We start from the raw sequence: 19,281 nt of genomic DNA, 5'->3' as shown, positions 1-19,281 counted from the left end.
TAGGAGCTCAAAAACTTCTGAACTCAGATTCATGGATAGTAATGATGATAGTCATATGTATAATGATAGTAGCATACTATGTAATATTAAGATTGTTTATCACAATAGGCCAGAACAATACATCTCTTCATTGTATGCCTGCTAAGCAAGAACATCCTGTACCATAGTAAATTAGTAAATTACTAGCTATATATTATATAGTCTTAATATTACTTATTGGAATGATCATTGACACTGCTGTCATCTCTTTCAATCTCTTTACAGCAATCCTTTCATATCGTATAACAGTGTGCGCTCGAAGGTACTATATCATAATCGTAATGACTCTATTATGTGATATATTTATTCAAGTATCATTTATTTGTTTTTTATTTTTATTGTTATTTTTTATATTGAAATTGAAAATTTTTAAAATCAACACAGTTAACAAAGCAAACGCCGTATACCTAAATTATATTGTTCATTAAGGATCGCCTGACTTTTATTGGTGTTGTATGTTGGTATTGTATATTTTGTAGTATGGGATCAGCTATAAAAGCATAGTATTGGCTATACAGATCATCAGTATTTGGCTCGATGAGTATCGCTCGGATGTTAAGGTAATATTATAGCTCTTTCTTTTGTTATTGTGATCAATAAGCATGGTTAACGAACTCGTTAGCCAATAGTAACATTGTAGGCTTCTCTTGCTAGATACATTTATGCTAGATACATTTATAAATTTATAAAGAGTAGAGATAGAGAGCTGTTTCTATGAACTGTCTTTCTTGTACATAGATATTTTTGTCCTGCTATACAGATCTATCTAGATAGAGAGTCCTCAACTAATGACTAATAAATTTCTTCTGCTTTATCTGTAGTCTTAATATCTGTTTTAGTCATAGCATGTTTACTACTAGAAAACTGATAGATACTATTTTTTATTCTATGGTTATTGATTCTAGCGTTAAAAAATATCAGTTCATTACTCTAGCGGGTCTGCAATATTATTTAGATAATTTATGACACAGTGAGTTGAAATGCTGTTCAAGAATAGCCTTCCATTGTGCTTTTGTAATAATTTTGTGCATAGTTATCTAATTATGTAGTGTGCTTGTCATAAATTTTGCTTTCTGAAAATGCCCTGAAAGGGAGCATGATTGATTTGTTATACTATTGTTTTGTGATTATTATCAGTTCTGGTTCACCTTTAATGTATTTTGGTTCTTTTAGCGCTGTAATGATAGTCTGTGCATTATCAATCAAAAAGCTAAAATAGTGCCATTTCTACACGTATATATATCATGTTTGAAGTGAGCTAGAAGCCTTCTTTCATACTGTACTGATGGTCGTTGCTTATTTAATGTATTAAGCTTGTTGCAGTGGTTGTGTTGACTCTTCCTTGTATTGTATGTTTTCAGAGCGTGAGATGCTTAACTATCTTTAGAGTTGTTATTTGAGTCTTTTATAATAAATTTTTCTCATTTTTCTCTTAACTATCTCCATTGAGCAAGACCTGTATTGTCTAGATCAGCACCAAACTGACCTACTGTCAACCATGTCATTATTATTGAGTATTGTTCTACAATAATTGAGGATGAGCGCCAGATCACTTCCTGAACCATAGTGGTAATTTTTTATTATTAATTTTTTATTATTAATGTTTATTTGACTGTAATACATGCAATCACAATACTTCTATAAAGTTTTGCCGACCTAGAGATTACTGTTATTCCTTATAAACCTCCTAGAGAGCCTGACAGAGTTAAATCATTAGACAGTAAACATCGTACTTGGTGGTGCTGCAGATAAAATAATCTGGCATGGTCATCAATACTTATTATCTAATTTGTAATGCTTTACGTACATTCACAAGAGGTGGCATAATATGGCATAATAAAGAGCGGTAGATAGTATTTATGCTATAACAATAAAGTTATACACGCTGGTCTAGATAGGATGCAATCAGTAAGAGTATGAACTATCTACAAATAGCATAACCATTTTGTTCTAAAGATATTTTAGAGCACTGATTATATTAAGTTAATAGAATTCTTTTCTGGCCTTACCGAGATAATTCAGCATTATGTTTTTCAGGGTGGCGATATAATATTAGTATTATTCCAAACAGAAAAGGTACAAGTAATATTAGGGATTGATGACTAATGCTGCTTCCGTTAATTATATTTTCTAATATTACTGCAATTATTGGAAAAATCATAAAAACTAAAGATGCTTGAAATGGTTGAGTGATTTGTTGTAAAGAAAAATATGCTAGAACCCCTCCAACACCAGCAACAATACCTAGGTAAATTATTGATAATAGCGCTTGAGGAGTAAAAGCATGGAAATTAGGTGACTCACTTAAACCAATTAACGTTAGAAATATACCAGCACCTAAGGAAGGCAAAGCATTATAGCTAAGCACAGAAATTCCAACACAACGTTTTTTGCATTGGACGTACATGACAGCATGCATAAGTACTGCTATTAATAGTGCCATTATGCCACATAGTTGATTTTTTATGCCAGAATGGCCTTCATGCCATAAAATAATGCTTAAGGTTAAAATGCTGATAGCTAATCCCACTATTTGTCGTAAAGTCGCGCGCTCTTTTAGCATTATCAAAGATAATGTTAAGACAGCAGCTGGCATTGTGGCAAAAATAATAGATGCTAAACTAGAAGAAGTATAGCTTTCACCATAAAGCATTAAAGTAAAAGGTATAGCAAAGTAAAAGATGGTCACGCACCACTGAAACCCGAATTGGGTGGATGGAAATAATAATGGAGCTTTTTTATAGTGTGCTAGCAGCAATAACAATGGAGCAGCACAAAGGAATCGCAGTCCGGTGGCAAGAATAGCTGGCACTGCAGAGACTGCGATCTTCATGGCTATCCATGTTGTACCCCACGTAAGACAAACAGTTGTAAATAAACCTATTATTAAAAGATTATGATAAATTTTTCTATTCATCCTGCCTCCGATCTATGTGGTAAGCTTAGTATATAGATCAGACTAACGAGATGCTAGGAGAAAAGGTTGCTAAAATCCTACTTCTAAGATGAGTACAAGGAGAATATTTTGCTACCGATAACGCTGGATACAAAGGATCGTTTATTGTTGAGCTTTTTGCAACAGGATTGCACTGTGTCTCTGCAGGTTTTAGCAGAGCACATCTGTCTGACGACAACCCCTTGCTGGAAGCGCTTAAAGAGATTAGAGGATGAAGGTTATATCCGGGCACGGGTGGCTCTCCTAGATAGTAAAAAGCTAGGTCTTGATGTGACTGCTTTTGTTTTGATTAAAACTCATCAGCATAGTCGGAATTGGTTTAATCAGTTTGTTGGTGTAGTCAAAGCTATGCCAGAAGTTATGGCTTTGTATCGTATGGCTGGGGAGTATGACTACCTCTTGAGAGTGCAAGTACCCAATATGAAAAGTTACGATGCTTTTTATAAAAAATTACTCAATAGGGTTCCTGCCTTGCTTGATGTGACTTCAAGTTTTGCTATGGAAGAAATAAAATACACTACCGCTTTACCGGTTTCGACTTAAGTGGTGGGCCCACCTTGCTGATTCAGTTGATAATCAGGATTTTTTCTAGTGCAATTATTTAGCCAATTAAGTTGGTATTTTTTGCGAGAATGGCGCCGTTATCTCGGTGCTGTTCTGCTTCTGCTTGTCATTGCTGTGCTTAAACTCTTTCCGCCACACATTGTGGGTAAAATTGTAGACGGCGTTAAACGGGGTGGTATTAGTCATGGTCAACTCATAAAGTGGATTGTTGTAATGTTACTTACAGCGATTATTGTGTATTTTCTCCATTATATGTGGCGTGTATTATTATTTGGCGCATCTTATCATCTTGCGGTAGAACTACGTGACAGTTTTTATCAGAAATTGAGTCGTCAGAACCCTGAATTTTACTTACGTCATCGCACTGGTGATTTAATTGCGAGGGCCACCAATGATATAGATCGTGTGGTTTTTGCTGCTGGCGAAGGATTTTTAACTTTAGTAGACTCTGTAGTGATGGGGGTCACGGTTTTAGTAGTTATGATTCATCAAATCAGCTTAAGCCTTACTTTATTAGCTTTAATTCCGATGCCTATCATGGCGTTAGTGATTAAATGCTATGGACATCAATTGCATAACCGTTTTAAAAAGGTACAGGCTGCCTTTTCCTCATTAAACGATCAAACTCAAGAAAGTTTAAGTAGTATCCGTATGATTAAAGCATTTGGTTTGGAAGGTCATCAATCAGATAAATTTGCTATTATTGCGAAAAATACAGGGGAGCAAAATTTACGTGTAGCGCGTATTGATGCGCGTTTTGACCCAACAATTTATCTTTTTATAGCAATCTCCAGTCTTTTAGCCGTTGTTGGCGGAAGCTGGATGGTATGGCATGGGTCCATGACCCTTGGGCAGTTAACTAGTTTTGTCATGTACCTTGGTTTAATGATCTGGCCTATGTTAGCATTTGCGTGGATGTTTAATATTGTAGAGCGCGGAAGCGCAGCCTGGGGTCGAATCTATGCTTTACTAGCAGAAGCACCAGTGGTTCCTGATGGTCATAAAACATTACCAAAAGAGCGTGGTCTTTTAAAAATCTCCATCCAGAGATTTTGTTATCCTGGTTCTAAGAAGATTGCATTATTTAACTTCAATACAACGATTCAGCCAGGACAGATGCTAGGTTTATGCGGGCCCACTGGGTCTGGAAAAAGCACTTTGTTAAGTTTAGTTCAGCGACACTTCGATATTGATTCTGGTGATATTCAGTTTCACAATATTCCGCTGTCGCAGTTACGTCTAGATACCTGGCGTAGGAGATTGGCAGTAGCTAGTCAGACTCCATTTTTGTTTTCCGATAGTGTAGCACAAAATATTGCTTTAGGATGTCCTACAGCTACACAGTGTGACATTGAATATGTAGCTCGTCTTGCTCATGTTCATGAAGATATATTACATTTACCTCAGGGGTATGACACAGAAGTTGGCGAGCGTGGAATAATGCTATCTGGTGGACAAAAGCAACGTATTGCTATTGCGAGAGCATTATTATTAAATGCCGAAATTCTCATATTAGATGATGCTCTCTCTGCTGTAGATGGTCGTACTGAATATAAAATTATGCACAATTTACGGCATTGGGGGGAAAAACGTACAGTAATTATCACAGCCCACCGCCTATCTGTTTTATCTGAAGCAAGTGAAATTTTAGTATTACAGCACGGAACAATAATACAGCGTGGGGATCATCAACAGTTAATTTCCAGTAAAGGTTGGTATCGAGAGATGTATCGTTATCAGCAATTGGAAGAGGCATTAGGTGAGGATGATATAGCATGTAGAGCGCCTCATGGGTAATGCTATTCGGCTCTGGCCAACTATTAAACGCCTTCTATCTTATGGCGCTCCATGGAAGAAATCACTCTGTTTAGCGATAGTTATGCTATGGATTGCTGCTGGCTCTGAAGTTCTCGGGTCAGTTTTCATTAGCTACTTTATTGATCAGATTGATGAACGTCATATGCCTTTTAATTTTTTTTCTGGCATGATTATTATCAGTTATCTCTTGCTACAGCTATTTGCAGCACTGCTGTACTATTGGCAGGCGTTATGGTTTAATCAGGTTGCTGTAGGAGTTGTACAGCATTTGCGCACTAATGTTATGGATGCGGCTTTGCGTCAGCCATTAAGTGCTTTTGACACTCAACCTGTTGGTCAAATCATTTCTCGGGTTACTAATGATACTGAAGTAGTTCGTGATCTTTATGTCACTGTGGTGTCAACTGCACTTCGTAGTGCCGCTCTAGTTGGATCGATGCTTATAGCAATGTTTACTCTAAATTGGCGTATGGCTTTAGTGGCAATAACTATTTTCCCAGCAGTGTTAACAGTGATGTTAATATATCAGCGCTATAGTACACCAATCGTTCGGCGATTACGGAGTTGTTTAGCTGATATTAATAATGGTTTTAATGAAGTTATTAACGGGATGAGTATTATTCAGCAATTTCGCCAACAGGCGCGTTTCGGTAAACGCATGGGTAAGGCTAGTCGTTTGCATTATATAGCGCGAATGGATATTCTCCGACTAGAAGGTTTTTTATTAAGACCTCTTCTTAGTCTTTTTTCTGCGTTAATATTATGCGGATTAATGATGTTGTATGGCTGCTCATCAGATAGTACAATAGAAGTCGGCATCCTATATGCTTTCATTAATTACCTTTCTCGTCTGAATGAGCCACTGATTGAAATTACTACACAGCAGTCGATTTTGCAGCAGGCTGCTGTAGCAGGTGAGAGGATTTTCGAACTAATAGACTCTCCCTCTCAGCCTTATGGTAAAGATATTCAACCATTAAATAGTGGAAAAATTGATATTTGTAATCTTACATTCAGCTATCGTTCGGGGTATCCAGTATTAAAAAATATTAATATATCGATACCAGAGCGCCATTTTGTAGCATTAGTTGGACAAACAGGAAGTGGTAAAAGCACATTAGCTAATTTATTAATGGGGTATTACCCTCTTAGTGAAGGTGAGATCTATCTTGATAGCAGGCCTATATCTTCATTAAGCCATTCTGCGTTACGAAAGAGTATAGCAATGGTTCAGCAGGATCCAGTAGTGCTAGCTGATACTTTTTTTTCTAATGTAAGCTTAGGTAGAGATATTACTGAGAAAGCAGTATGGGATGTACTAAGTGCAGTTCAATTAGATGATCTTGCGCGTTCTATGCCTCAAGGTATTTTGACAGAATTAGGAGAGCAAGGTAACTGCCTCTCCATTGGGCAGAAGCAATTATTAGCAATAGCACGTGTGTTAGCGATCATCCCCCAGATACTGATTTTAGATGAAGCTACTGCTAATATTGATTCTGGAACAGAGCAAGCGATCCAGAGAGCTTTATGTTTAGTCCGCCAGCATACTACATTGATAGTTATTGCTCATCGACTGTCTACGATCACTGAGGCAGATACTATTCTTGTATTACATCGAGGTCAGGTAGTCGAAAAAGGTAATCACCAAACATTACTAGAAATGCGAGGCAGATACTGGCAGATGTATCGTTTGCAGCTAGTTGGCGCAGAGTGTGCAGCTACATGAGATCTATTCTGTGTAACAAATATCTCGAGGAGAGAGGTAGATGTATCTAACAATATATGCATCTAGAAATATTAGATAGCGTGTTAATTTTGTATTAGAGCATCAGAGATGCCTTGCGTATTGATTGCTTTAATCTATACACACATTTATAACTTTTTCTTCAGCTATAGGTAAAATTGTTATATAACATCTCTAGTTCGAGATACGAATCGGGTGGAGTCAAGTTATTATTTATAATACATAAAATAACAGTATGCACAACAGCTCTTGCTAGAGCTTGTTATCTAACTACAGTAGTGTAACGATGCAGAATGCACATTGATATGATGGTCTTACAATACATATTATTTTTATGTAATTAATGCTAATGATCCTGGATAAAATATCTATCAATATAGTTCTGGCAGTATTAAGAAATGTATTGTGTTAAGACGCATTTATTTAAAGTCTGTATATCCAGGAGAATCAAGTAAATAGAGATATGTACTTTGTCGTCCTAGATATACTCTACTCTTTAGTAGACATCTTGGTTATACTCTAATTAGACTGAAAGTCTGATACTGAAAGGTATAGAGTGAAGAATACATTGTGAATCACTATGAGTAAACACAACCATCCTTAATAAGACACATCAATCTTGACCTAAGATAGTAGAGACTATTTTTTTAAAAATCTATTCCCATTTATGATAGAATACAGTATGTTACTATCAACAGTGTTAGTAGTGTTTAAAATCTTTAAATAATACAATATTATATCATGAGCATCCTTACCATGCTAAACGACCTGTGTTATATCTTAACTCAATACATGCGTGATCATAATAAAAACACTCACAATAGTAGTCTGTTAGATAGACATGTAATTTAGCTAGACATGTCACGTAATGACATTTTAGTATAGATGTTATGTTTTAATCAAATCTTACATATCTGCTAACTTTGATATTTGTATATATAAAAGTGATACTTTTATATATACAAATATGAATGATTTAACGTCTTATGAATACCTTACTTATCTAAAATATGAATATCTTACTTATCTAAAAAGGGTGACGCTGTAGTAGCAAATTGGGTGCGCTTTTCAAGTTGATCTTGTTTAGCTATGCAAACAGCGGCGGTAAATAAAATACCTGCTGATGAATTTAATGCAGTTTCTACAGAATCTTGCAAGACACTAATAATAAAGCCAATCCCTACTACTTGAATTGTCACCGCATGGGGAATTCCAAACATATTACAAACTACTGGTATCAGAAGAAGAGAGCCTCCCGCTATAGCAGATGCTCCACATGCACAGATAGAAGCTACAATACTAAGCAGTATGGCAGTAGAGATATGTAAGCTTATGTTTAAAGTATGTAGAGTTGCTAATGTCATCACTGTAATGGTAATGGATGCTCCAGCCATACTAATATTTGCTCCAATTGGAATAGACGCCGTATAGGTATTCGGGTTTAAATCTAGTTTTTTTGCAAGAGCCATATTGACTGGAATATTAGCGACTGAGCTACGAGTAAAGAAGGCAGTAATACCGCTTTCGCGCAGACAGGTAAAAACCAGTGGATAAGGATTGCGACGAATATGCCACCATACAAGTACAGGGTTAAGAAGTAACGCAATAATCAGCATGCATCCGATCAGTAAACTAATCAGATGTGCGTATTGCCATACTGCATGAAATCCAGTAGAGGCGAGACTGGATGATATTAGACCAAATATACCAATTGGTGCAAATTTCATAATAACACAGACTAATTGGGTAATTGCGTCTGAGATGTCTTTTAGAAAAACATGTGTGTTATCACTACTGTTTCGAAAGGCAAATCCTAAACCTACCCCCCAAATTAGAATGCTAATATAATTAGAAGTCATCAATGCTTCAATGAGATTAGTGATCATGCTGATCAAAAATCCATGCAGAACCTCCAAAATACTAGAAGGAGGTATTACACTGGCCCCAGTGGTAGTAGTTTTTAAGGTTAGGTGTTGTGGTATAAAATAGCTAGCGATTAAAGCCACCATTGAAGCACTAAATGTGCTAAAAAGGTACAGTACAATAACTTTACGAATGTTACTATTCTTTCTTTTATGATAACTGGCGATCGAGGTAAGAATAAGCATTAGGACCAACACAGGAGCAATTGCTTTTAACGCGTTAATGAATAACTCTCCAAGTATGCCTACTGCTATTGCATAACTTTCTGATAACCACGCAAAAACAACGCCACATATCAGTCCAATGATAATTTGCGTTATTAAGCTTAATTTGAGACACCTATTATATGCTTTTCTCATTATCTTAAATCACTTTTAAGGTGCTGCTACTCTTATATTAATATGCCAATACTATGTACTTGATTAAGGCATACAACAGAAGGTATATAGCAGTAGTCTGGTGGATTACCTAGGGATTATCTGATAGGTAAAGGTCAGTGTACAGTATGTTTTTATATATCACTTAATAATGTGACTCTATATGAATTAGACACGCACGATCGCTGCAGTTGATAGATATAGCATAATACTATAAGCATTCTACTTCAGAGAGATATCTGTTGTAGTTTTTAAATTAGATCACGCTCTCAAGCGCTGTGTGTAACGCAACTCATTATTCTGCACCTGAAATAACTTTAATATATCACAAGAGTATAGTATATATCAGATACCTCATCAAATGGTTACCATTAAGCCTCAAGAAATAGAGAAAATAGAGCAATAGAGCAACTAGGAGTTTATTTTTTAAGCTACAAGTTAAACTTAATCTGTATTACAAAAGATTACAAGAGTGGAATTGCGTTATGGTCAGCTACGATGATCAGGTACACGTTCTATAGTTAGTTTTTATGTCATGGTAAATGGAATTATTTGCTATGATTCAATGTTCAATATTCACTGATTAGTTATAATTTGCAGTATAGTAATCATGCGTAGCCATGAATTACAATGTAACTAATAGTGAAATAGGGCTTACTCTGAATTCTGAGTCGAGAATATTTTTCCATTAACTGTTGTAAGATTCTGATCTAGGTTTTTAGTTTTAACATGCCTTATGAATCTCTGTTGCTCAATGAGAGATGAGTATTCTATAAAATAGAACAAGCCATAACTCAGTTCTGGGCAGAATCTTAGAATAATCAGCATTGCTCATTCTGAGATGCTGAAAGATCTAGGCATTTGCAAGATCTTGCAAGATATTTTAGTTTTATCTGTTTTTGATCTGTTTTGTAGCTATCTAGCTATATAATTGTATGTATAACTGTTAGTTTGATATATATCTTTAATATATTTGATTTTTAATATATGTATATTTTTCGTTAGCATGCATACTGCATGCGCTCATGCTATAATCCTAGATTATATAGAAACCCCTGATCGAACCATATTGGATGCCAGATATATATATCTCCTTAGGGGCCATGGATTATACTGTCAATGCTATAGCACTATTTAAGGAATGACGCGTTTTATAAAAATACTGCATAATCAAACAAAGCTATGCTCTGTGTTATCTTAACAGTGCTTTATGTATTTTATCTGCTTTATTATCTGCTTTATCATTCAGAAGCTCATATTAATAAGATTCACCTAATTACAGCCAATCCTTAACTATCAGAAAATCACGATAAAGCGCCTCTTCTGGGCTTCCTTTCTGGGGTTTATAGTCATATTCCCAACGAGCAAGTGGCGGCATAGATATAAAAATTGACTCTATGCGTCCTCCAGAATGAAGGCCAAATAATGTACCGCGATCATATACAAGATTAAATTCAATATAACGACCGCGACGGTAAAGCTGAAAATCACGCTCTCGATTACTCCATGCCAATACTTTTCGTTTTTCAAGAATTGGTATATAAGTATCACAAAAACTCTGTCCTACAGCCTTTGCAAACTGAAAGCTGTGATTAAAACCATGAATACAAAGATCATCAAAGAATAATCCTCCAACACCACGTTGTTCATTTCTATGTCGAAGATAAAAATAGTCATCGCACCATTTCTTATAGCGCACATATAAACCGTCACCAAATGGCTGACAAAGATCATAGGCGCTCTTATGCCAAAACACGACATCCTCAATAAAACCATAGAATGGTGTCAGGTCAAACCCACCACCAAACCACCAAATAGGTTGAGTATTTTTTGGTTTTTTCGCTATAAAGAAACGTATATTAGCATGGCTACTAGGGATATAAGGATTATTAGGATGAATTACTACTGAGATACCTACTGCTTCGAATTTACAACCAGCAAGATCAGGACGGTTTGCGGTGGCAAAGATAGGCATTGAATCTCCATAAACATGCGAGAAGTTAACGCCTATTTGTTCAAATATTGTTCCGTTTTTAAGGATGCAGCTACGTCCTGCTCCTTTTCCTGGTGCTTGCCAAGCATCTCTAATAAAAATACCAGTGCAGTCTACTTTTTCTAGTTTTCGGCAAATATTCTCTTGAAGGGAAAGTAAGAACTCTTTAACTAGAAAGATATCCGGTGTGTCCATCATGGCATCTCACTAATACATACGATACAATGCTAATACATACGATATAATATTGATATTGTAATATAATCAGCGCTAATAATAGCGGCACCGTGATATAAGTTCTAAATTCATTTCATCGGCTCGTAATATTATATTTTTACTTTTAGTGTGCACCAGTATAAGATGTAAAAGTATTTGTATTAGCCTTGTATTGCACAAAACTCTGATTCTGGAACAGAAATAAGATACTGGGTTGTGGAAAGCCAGATCTATTTTGCATGTAACGCGATTACTTTCAAAAAGTACACTCCATACGCGAAAAATCTTCTACTGTTGTTATGTGATAATTTATAATAAAAGTCTAACAATGTATCAAGTGTTTAATGTTGTGATGATATGATCATAGTGTAAATTTTCTTATATTAAACATCAAATAAACATCAAAAACAAAAACTATCAATAGCAGAATGTAAATGTATAATAGAAATATTCTTGTGAGTGTATAGTAAAATTATTTAAAACGCATACAAAATATTGACAATCATTGCCTTATTTTGTTCTGAATGGGTGACAGATTAACCTGTGTATAATATCTGAAATATTCTATATTTTATCAATTTTATAAAGTGTACCTCTCGAGCGCTTGGGTATGTTGAAAAAGAGCAACCTCTTAGCTAGATAGACTATCATTATGAGAATTCCTTGGAAAGTTGAACTTTTTCTAAATTTTCCAAGAACATATCTCTTTAAACCAATCAAGACACTCTGTCTGATGAGAGTAAGACGAGTATCGTATTGTGTTCTATAAAGAAGTTTTACATAATCCATAATGATTATTCACATAGTCAGGCAGTGATGGATGTATTCAATGATAAGATTAAGTATCTATAATCAGCAGTGACACGCCTCGGTCTTGGTTATTCTTTATTAGAGAGAGTATATACAGAAACGAGGGACATGGCTGAAAATACTAGAAGCAGAAGATTATGCTGCTAATATTTAAGTTATTGTTCCCGCCTGCAAGGTGCAATAATTTACCACAAAGTAAATATATTAAATAGATTTTGCATATTATTATGTAGAGTATTTTAACATAAAAATACATAATTAAATCATGACCGCGTATTACCTGAAAAGATAGATGCGTTCATCAAGTGCCATGTGTTTTCTAGCTTATTAGTGCACAAACCAGTCTCAAGAGCACTTAGAGGCGCTAAGTGGGTGACAGACAAGCTATATATCTTAATATTGTAATGTTCATATATTACGATATATCTTCATAAGTGAGAATGTTATTAAGAGCCCCGTCATTTCTGACGGAGCTAGATGTAGTATTAAGGTTGTATTAAGATTTCAGTTTGGATTACGTGAAGAAAGTCAATAACAAACTATAATCAATATTAGATCGCGCTAACGTTCACGGCAGCGGGACCTTTTTGTCCATCTTGAATTTCAAACTCCACGCCTTGACCTTCAGCAAGTGTCTTAAACCCGTTACCCTGAATAGCAGAAAAATGCACAAACACATCTTTGCTGCCATCAGCAGGCGTAATAAAACCAAAACCTTTAGACTCGTTAAACCACTTTACCTGACCTTTAATCTTTGCCATTTTACAAATTCCTTAGAGAGATGATGCGCCCGTGGGCTTTACGTTCAGAAAAACTAGAAACATTACTGCATGAGGCATTAATTAAGGCTCGGCAAGGAAGCGGTATGCAACGTCAACGTCTTTACTCGGATCTTCTTTACTGAAAGATGCTACTCATACACAGAGCTGTATCTCGTTTTGCTAAGATATTTATCACACATCCGTTCATTAATCGCAAGTCATTTTTCATACAGGTTCGGTGATCTCGTAAATAATGCACTTGATCTGTTTAGGTACTGATGGATACTTCAGTTCTTGATAGCAAGTGATATATACCATTATTTTTAGATATTCGAGTTCTTATGAAGATAAAATATACAAGAAGTATTGCAATGAATGACAGTACTACCGTTCACGATATAATATTCTATCCTTAGGAAGATTGTACAGAGATTTTACGAAGACTATAACAACTTTGTTATCAGTAGTTAAAATAGTTAAAATATTTTATGTGTATTTTATGTTAAAATATTCTACAGAACCTATACTTTATAAAAAGTCTACTCGATATATTTACTCTGTAACAATCTATTACACCTACACCTTTATAGGCACGAACAATGACTCAAATATTAGCAGCACAATCTTCTGTTGCTGGTTTTTTTAGACGCCTGGTGTCTACATGTCTTAAATAGCACTTAGCTAGTGTCACAGCACACCATTGATTATTAATAGATACTTAACCTTGGTGCAGCACTAACCTCTGAGTAATATGCATAACCATCCTGTCTGACTCAGAGCTTTCTGTCGTAATGTAAAAATACATCTTGAACAAAATCAGATGAGAGCCTTAAGTGCGGTAGTTTTTCCTGGACAGCACAACACGGATTGGACTAGTTAACGTTTTTGGATAGTGATGATGTATCTGAATAGACAGTACGCTACATCTAGTGATTGATAAATCTGATTTTTGTTACACTACTAGTGTGCGACAAGCAGTATATTACGTTCTATATAAATATCTGAACACTATATAATATTAGAGTTGATCTCTGGTAACTTCTGATAACTTTTGAGTAAAATTTTTAGTTTTATTTGTATTGTTGCTAATTTTTCTTTATATATAATCATGATTACTTATATTTTACTGCCGTGGTTTACTAGCAGATTTATCATATATTTATCATATTATGTTTATGATGTTTATCGGTCTCTTTTGATGTTTATATCAAACTGGAATTTTTATAAAAACTAGATTTTTTAGCAAGGCATGAATGATGTGCATACCGATACTGCTCAATCAGATATTTCCAAATATTTATAGATGTGATTTTTGCTAAATAGCTCTAAAAGTTATTATAGGCTAGTATTAAATGAATTAAATGCTAAATATATCCCTCTCAATATCTAATATCTAGCTATAGCCTCATATCTAGCTATAGCTAGATAAATTACACACACTAAGTTAAGTTTCTAAAATTACGTAAAAACTACGTAAAAAATACGTAAAACAACGTAAAAAAAATGATGTAGGGAGATAGTACATAGGTAGTCCGGTTCATTAAATCTAGTTAGGACCTTTATTGTAGGCTATCATCTTATTTAAGATTATCAAGTATTGATCGATCTGAGCTCTTTAATGCGTAAAAATATGCATATAAAATATATATGCTATGCTGTTCGAATATTTTAAATACTTACCAAGAAATCTCATTAGATATCGTAGTATGCTTGTGAAGGTTTTGATAGACTCTTGATTTAATATATCAGGATACAAAAAATGATGTCATCATAGCAAAATATAGACGTTTAGTGCACAACAAAGAACGGGTATTGGAGAAATAAGAAAGAGAGTGTTAGTGACATTTGAGCACGCTGCGCTAATTAGGACAGTATGTAAATAGATTAGTTTTTAGAAGTCTCTGAGCATCATGTGTATTTGTATGTCTCTGGAAGCTCAGGCTTAAACTAGGGAAGTAATAAACACTCTGTGTAATTACCACCTGACTATACGTAGTAGCACTTTAATATATTAGAATTACAATCTCACGTAAGATACAGTTATGACATGATATTCGGGACAACCGCTGCCACTACTTCAACTAGTGCTTATTGACGTTATTAAAGATGAATGCTATGTATCAACCAGTTCTTTTATTTATCGCTTTACGTTACATGAAAGGTCGTGGCTCTAGAGCAAACCGTTTTGGGTATGTTATATCTTGGCTTTCAGTGCTTGGTTTAACGTTAGGAGTCATGGTTCTTGTAACTGTATCATCAGTAATGAACGGATTAGAAGAGCAATTAGAACATAAAACCCTTGGTTTCATGCCGCAGGCATTCATTACTAGTAAGATTGGTTCAATTAACCCACAACAAATATCTGCTAGCAGATTACATTTCTCAGGGGTGAACCGTATTTCACCTCTTACTACAGGTGAAGTGGTTTTACATGGTGATCACAATCTTGCTGTCGGTGTACTCTTAGGTATTAATCCTAATGAAGATGACCCTTTAGTACCTTTTTTTTTAAATGTGAGACGACAACAGCTTCAGGCTGGGAAATATAATGTAATTGTTGGCGCGGTATTAGCAAATAATCTAGGTTTAAGACCGAACTCAAAAGTGCGTTTACTGGTACCAGCTAGAAGTTGGTGGACACCATTAGGGTGTATACCAAGCCAAAGATTATTTAATGTAATTGGTACTTTTTCTACCAAGACTGATATCGATAGTTATGCAATCCTTCTCAATCAGGAAGATGCATCACACCTAATGCGATATCCAAATGGGCATATCACTGGTTGGCGTCTATGGTTAAACAAACCACTGCAGATCCACGCTATGCCACAAGGAGAGTTACCAAATGGTTTAGTATGGCATGACTGGCGTGAGACAAAAGGAGCTTTGTTTCATGCAGTCAAAATAGAAAAAAACATAATGAGATTATTGCTGAGTTTGATTATTTTAATAGCTGTGTTTAATATTTTTTCATCGCTTTGTCTTCTTATTACAGAGAAAAAATGGGAAGTGGCTATTTTACAAACCCAGGGTTTTAAGCGTGAACAAATTCTGATTATATTTATCTTACAAGGGATTATTATTGGGGTATTGGGGTCTATGATTGGATCTCTGTTAGGGGTAATTTTGGCTACTCAATTACCTCGCTTCATCGCACAAGCAGGGATATTCGGTGAAGGGTTATCATTACCAGTATTAATCTCTGCCTCACAAATAATGATAATCGCCTCTCTTTCTACTGCTATAGCATTTTTGTCCGTTCTATACCCCTCTTATCGTGCTGCTTCTGTTCAGCCTTCTGAGGTTTTACGCTATGAATAAAAAGATTATATTGCAATGCAAGAATCTATGTAAAAGTTATCAGGAAGGCAATGTAAGAACTGATGTTTTGCAAAATATCTCACTTCAAGTGCAAGAGCGAGAGATGATAGCAGTGATTGGTAGTTCTGGATCAGGAAAAAGCACTTTGATGCATTTACTAGGTGGTTTAGACACGCCAACTACTGGTGATGTGTTTTTTAAAGGGGAATCTTTAAATGCAATGTCATCTACAGAAAAATCTGTATTACGTAACAAGGATCTAGGATTTATTTACCAGTTTCATCATCTTTTGCCAGATTTTAGTGCTCTGGAAAACGTAAGTATGCCGCTGCTTATTGCGAATATGACCACAAAAAAAGCTAAGATTAAAGCAGCCGAAATGTTACAATTACTCGGTCTAGAGCATAAAGCCTCCTATCGCCCTTCAAGGTTATCTGGTGGAGAAAGACAGCGAGTCGCTATTGCGCGTGCGTTAGTAAATAACCCCCATATAGTTCTGGCTGATGAGCCCACGGGTAACCTTGATGAACGAAATACTAGTGTTATCTTAAGGTTATTAACTCAAATTAACCAAAATCAAGGTACTGCTTTTTTGGTGGTTACCCATGATTTATATCTAGCAAAAAACTTACCGAGACAACTTGAGATGCATCATGGTTATTTATCTGAACCAAACATTTTAGGAAACGACCAATGATTGGTGGCCTTGCTTGTTTTCTTGGTTTTCGGTTGAGTTACGGAAAGAGCCAAGGCGGCATGACACCTCTTATTGCAGTAGTTTCTACTTTGGGTATTACGCTTAGTATATCGGTGTTAATCATTAGCCTAAGTGTTATGAATGGTTTTGAGCGTGAACTTAACCAACGCATTCTATCAGTAGTTCCTCATGGTGAGATTGAGCTGATTAATCAGGATTGCACCACATGGAGATCTTTATTATCAAAAATAGAAAAAGTACCTGGTGTAGCAGCAGCAGCACCTTATATTCAGTTTACTGGCTTAATTCAAAAAGGCAGTAAGGTGCTCACACTACAGATAAAAGGCGTTGATTCTAGACTAGAAAGCCATGTTAGTGCCATATCATCCTATCTACAAGGATGCGCTTGGAAGAATTTTTCACCAAATAAGCATCAGATTTTAGTTGGACAAGGAGTGGTTAACAGCTTAAGTTTAAAAGTTGGTGACTGGATAACTATGGTAATCCCAAATAGTCATACGGGATATCAAATATTACAACCAAAGTATGTGCGCTTACAGTTGGTCGGAATTCTTAAGCTGAATGGTATGCTTGATCATAGTCTCGCGTATATTCCAATAGAAGATGCTCAAAAATTGTTGTGTATTGGCAGTCATGTTACTGGTATTGCGATTAAAGCACAAAATCCTTTTGAAGCCGATCTGCTTGTCCGTCAGGTTGGACAGGTAAGTGCTTCATATGTATATCTACGTAGCTGGATTAGCACTTATGGTTACATGTATCACGATATTCAGATGATTCGCACTATGATATATCTATCAATAGTATTAGTAATGGGTATCGCTTGTTTTAACATTGTCTCCACACTGGTTATAGCAGTAAAAGATAAACGTCGTCAGATTGCCATCCTACGAACTTTAGGTGCTAATGATTCGTTAATTCAGTCTATTTTTATTTGGTATGGCCTTCTATTAGGGGGAGTATTAGGTAGTTTAGTTGGTGTTATCATAGGGGGTTTGATAGCTCTTAAATTGACATCTATTGTTGAGATTATCGAAAAATTGACAGGATGTGAGTTTCTTTCTGGTGATGTTTATTTTATCGACTTTCTGCCTTCAGAGGTGAAACTGTGTGATATTTGTATTATATTGGTAACATCGATATTGCTTAGCTTGCTGGCTAGCTGGTACCCAGCCCGACAAGCTAGCCGCCTTCATCCTGCGCAAGCTCTGAGCCTCCAGTAGATAAAGACAGGTATTTTTATAACCGGTCGTAGTATTCTCTATTTAAGAAGAGTACACATGGAACCTATGAGTATATGCAAAATAAATTAGTATATGCAAAATAAACATTAAGGTTTGCATGAGATTTTAGTTTTAATTAGTAAGTTATTGCGGCTCGTTGATGTGAATCGCATTATTACACTATAATACGAGACTAGTGCTATCTAGTGACCACCTGTGCCGTGGATTATAGTTTCTAGTGGCTGACTTTTTTAAAATATATGCGCTTAACATTTGATAATGTTAGCTTTTATAACAGGACACATTTTAAAAGGAAATATTTTTCTCTAGTATGAATTTACTCTAAATCAGAATAGTTAATGTCAATAGTATTATATTGAGTTAATAGTATTATATTAGAGTTAATATCATTAGTATTATATTAGAGAGTGGTTCATGGCGTTTATAGTATGTTTAATAGCGTGTTACACCAAAACCAACAAGACAGGTAATCATTCCGTTTAATGTGTACGTTAATTCTTATGGTGATATACAATATCATATCATAAATATCTACTTTTAAGTCATCAAAAGTTGGTTGACTCTCTAAATATGTATTATGGTATGCATGCATATTATTTTATTTGTTTGGTTTTTAAAAATCTAATTGCAGAAAGTCTAAGACGTTTTTAAACAACTGTATTTTAAATAAAGCTAGTTGTGATGTGCTGTATATCAAAATATTATAGGTGTTTTAGTGTTGATCTGTGAAACATAGGCAAACATTGTAATGTATAAGTGTTTTAGTTTGAGTTGCCATTATTAAAGAATTTAAAGCA

General features: G+C 35.4%; 11 protein-coding genes. 6 read left to right on the top strand and 5 right to left on the bottom strand.

Annotated features, from left to right (window positions below; all coding sequences use genetic code 11):
* Window positions 1–1,475: 1,475 nt before the first annotated feature.
* Together CIPSTX3056_RS03465 and CIPSTX3056_RS02745 are read right to left on the bottom strand one after the other, a co-directional pair.
* Window positions 1,476–1,604 (bottom strand): hypothetical protein, encoded by a 129-nt coding sequence (locus CIPSTX3056_RS03465; RefSeq protein ID WP_269456851.1) that lies wholly within the window; start codon window positions 1,602–1,604, stop codon window positions 1,476–1,478.
* Between the two features lie 440 nt (window positions 1,605–2,044).
* Window positions 2,045–2,956 (bottom strand): DMT family transporter, encoded by a 912-nt coding sequence (locus CIPSTX3056_RS02745; RefSeq protein ID WP_072666406.1) that lies wholly within the window; start codon window positions 2,954–2,956, stop codon window positions 2,045–2,047.
* Window positions 2,957–3,064: 108 nt separating this feature from the next.
* Between CIPSTX3056_RS02745 and CIPSTX3056_RS02740 the strand changes: the two genes are divergently transcribed.
* Genes CIPSTX3056_RS02740 through CIPSTX3056_RS02730 form a run of 3 tightly spaced genes read left to right on the top strand, consistent with a single transcriptional unit; the run spans window position 3,065 to window position 7,103 of the window.
* Window positions 3,065–3,538: an Lrp/AsnC family transcriptional regulator gene (locus CIPSTX3056_RS02740; protein WP_072666405.1), complete on the top strand. Its 474-nt coding sequence runs from the start codon at window positions 3,065–3,067 to the stop codon at window positions 3,536–3,538.
* A gap of 48 nt (window positions 3,539–3,586) precedes the next feature.
* Window positions 3,587–5,356: a SmdA family multidrug ABC transporter permease/ATP-binding protein gene (locus CIPSTX3056_RS02735; RefSeq protein ID WP_072666404.1), complete on the top strand. Its 1,770-nt coding sequence runs from the start codon at window positions 3,587–3,589 to the stop codon at window positions 5,354–5,356.
* Entirely contained in the window at window positions 5,349–7,103 is a 1,755-nt protein-coding gene (locus CIPSTX3056_RS02730) for a SmdB family multidrug efflux ABC transporter permease/ATP-binding protein (RefSeq protein ID WP_072666403.1), read from the top strand. Before CIPSTX3056_RS02735 ends, CIPSTX3056_RS02730 begins: the two co-directional genes overlap by 8 nt.
* A 1,037-nt stretch (window positions 7,104–8,140) precedes the next feature.
* On the opposite strand, the gene sstT is transcribed toward CIPSTX3056_RS02730, so the two are convergent.
* From sstT to cspE, 3 genes are all read right to left on the bottom strand, one after another.
* Complete coding sequence (sstT, locus tag CIPSTX3056_RS02725) at window positions 8,141–9,403, bottom strand: serine/threonine transporter SstT (protein WP_072666402.1); 1,263 nt, start codon at window positions 9,401–9,403, stop codon at window positions 8,141–8,143.
* A gap of 1,294 nt (window positions 9,404–10,697) precedes the next feature.
* Window positions 10,698–11,609: an oxygen-dependent coproporphyrinogen oxidase gene (hemF, locus tag CIPSTX3056_RS02720; RefSeq protein ID WP_072666401.1), complete on the bottom strand. Its 912-nt coding sequence runs from the start codon at window positions 11,607–11,609 to the stop codon at window positions 10,698–10,700.
* Window positions 11,610–12,991: 1,382 nt separating this feature from the next.
* Window positions 12,992–13,201: a transcription antiterminator/RNA stability regulator CspE gene (gene cspE / locus CIPSTX3056_RS02715; RefSeq protein WP_072666400.1), complete on the bottom strand. Its 210-nt coding sequence runs from the start codon at window positions 13,199–13,201 to the stop codon at window positions 12,992–12,994.
* A 2,115-nt stretch (window positions 13,202–15,316) separates the two neighbouring features.
* Between cspE and lolC the strand changes: the two genes are divergently transcribed.
* The 3 genes from lolC to lolE are packed head-to-tail and all read left to right on the top strand — an operon-like array spanning window position 15,317 to window position 18,463.
* Entirely contained in the window at window positions 15,317–16,522 is a 1,206-nt protein-coding gene (gene lolC, locus CIPSTX3056_RS02705) for a lipoprotein-releasing ABC transporter permease subunit LolC (RefSeq protein ID WP_072666399.1), read from the top strand.
* The gene (gene lolD / locus CIPSTX3056_RS02700) at window positions 16,515–17,219 is read left to right on the top strand and encodes a lipoprotein-releasing ABC transporter ATP-binding protein LolD (RefSeq protein ID WP_072666398.1); all 705 of its coding nucleotides are present in this window, start codon (window positions 16,515–16,517) and stop codon (window positions 17,217–17,219) included. Before lolC ends, lolD begins: the two co-directional genes overlap by 8 nt.
* Window positions 17,216–18,463, top strand: a complete 1,248-nt coding sequence (gene lolE, locus CIPSTX3056_RS02695; RefSeq protein WP_072666397.1) for a lipoprotein-releasing ABC transporter permease subunit LolE — start codon at window positions 17,216–17,218, stop codon at window positions 18,461–18,463. Before lolD ends, lolE begins: the two co-directional genes overlap by 4 nt.
* The last annotated feature ends 818 nt before the right edge of the window (window positions 18,464–19,281 follow it).

The organism is Candidatus Erwinia haradaeae, from assembly GCF_900698965.1.
Classification (GTDB): Bacteria; Pseudomonadota; Gammaproteobacteria; order Enterobacterales; family Enterobacteriaceae; genus Erwinia_E; species Erwinia_E haradaeae_A.
This window is presented reverse-complemented; position numbering and strand designations above follow the sequence as displayed.

Bases quoted from the DNA above. Each gene is read 5' to 3' on its own strand.
- CIPSTX3056_RS03465 (WP_269456851.1), bottom strand. From the start codon at position 1,604: ATGGTTCAGGAAGTGATCTGGCGCTCATCCTCAATTATTGTAGAACAA.
- CIPSTX3056_RS02745 (WP_072666406.1), bottom strand. From the start codon at position 2,956: ATGAATAGAAAAATTTATCATAATCTTTTAATAATAGGTTTATTTACA.
- CIPSTX3056_RS02730 (WP_072666403.1), top strand. From the start codon at position 5,349: ATGGGTAATGCTATTCGGCTCTGGCCAACTATTAAACGCCTTCTATCT.
- sstT (WP_072666402.1), bottom strand. From the start codon at position 9,403: ATGAGAAAAGCATATAATAGGTGTCTCAAATTAAGCTTAATAACGCAA.
- hemF (WP_072666401.1), bottom strand. From the start codon at position 11,609: ATGGACACACCGGATATCTTTCTAGTTAAAGAGTTCTTACTTTCCCTT.
- cspE (WP_072666400.1), bottom strand. From the start codon at position 13,201: ATGGCAAAGATTAAAGGTCAGGTAAAGTGGTTTAACGAGTCTAAAGGT.
- lolC (WP_072666399.1), top strand. From the start codon at position 15,317: ATGTATCAACCAGTTCTTTTATTTATCGCTTTACGTTACATGAAAGGT.
- lolD (WP_072666398.1), top strand. From the start codon at position 16,515: ATGAATAAAAAGATTATATTGCAATGCAAGAATCTATGTAAAAGTTAT.
- lolE (WP_072666397.1), top strand. From the start codon at position 17,216: ATGATTGGTGGCCTTGCTTGTTTTCTTGGTTTTCGGTTGAGTTACGGA.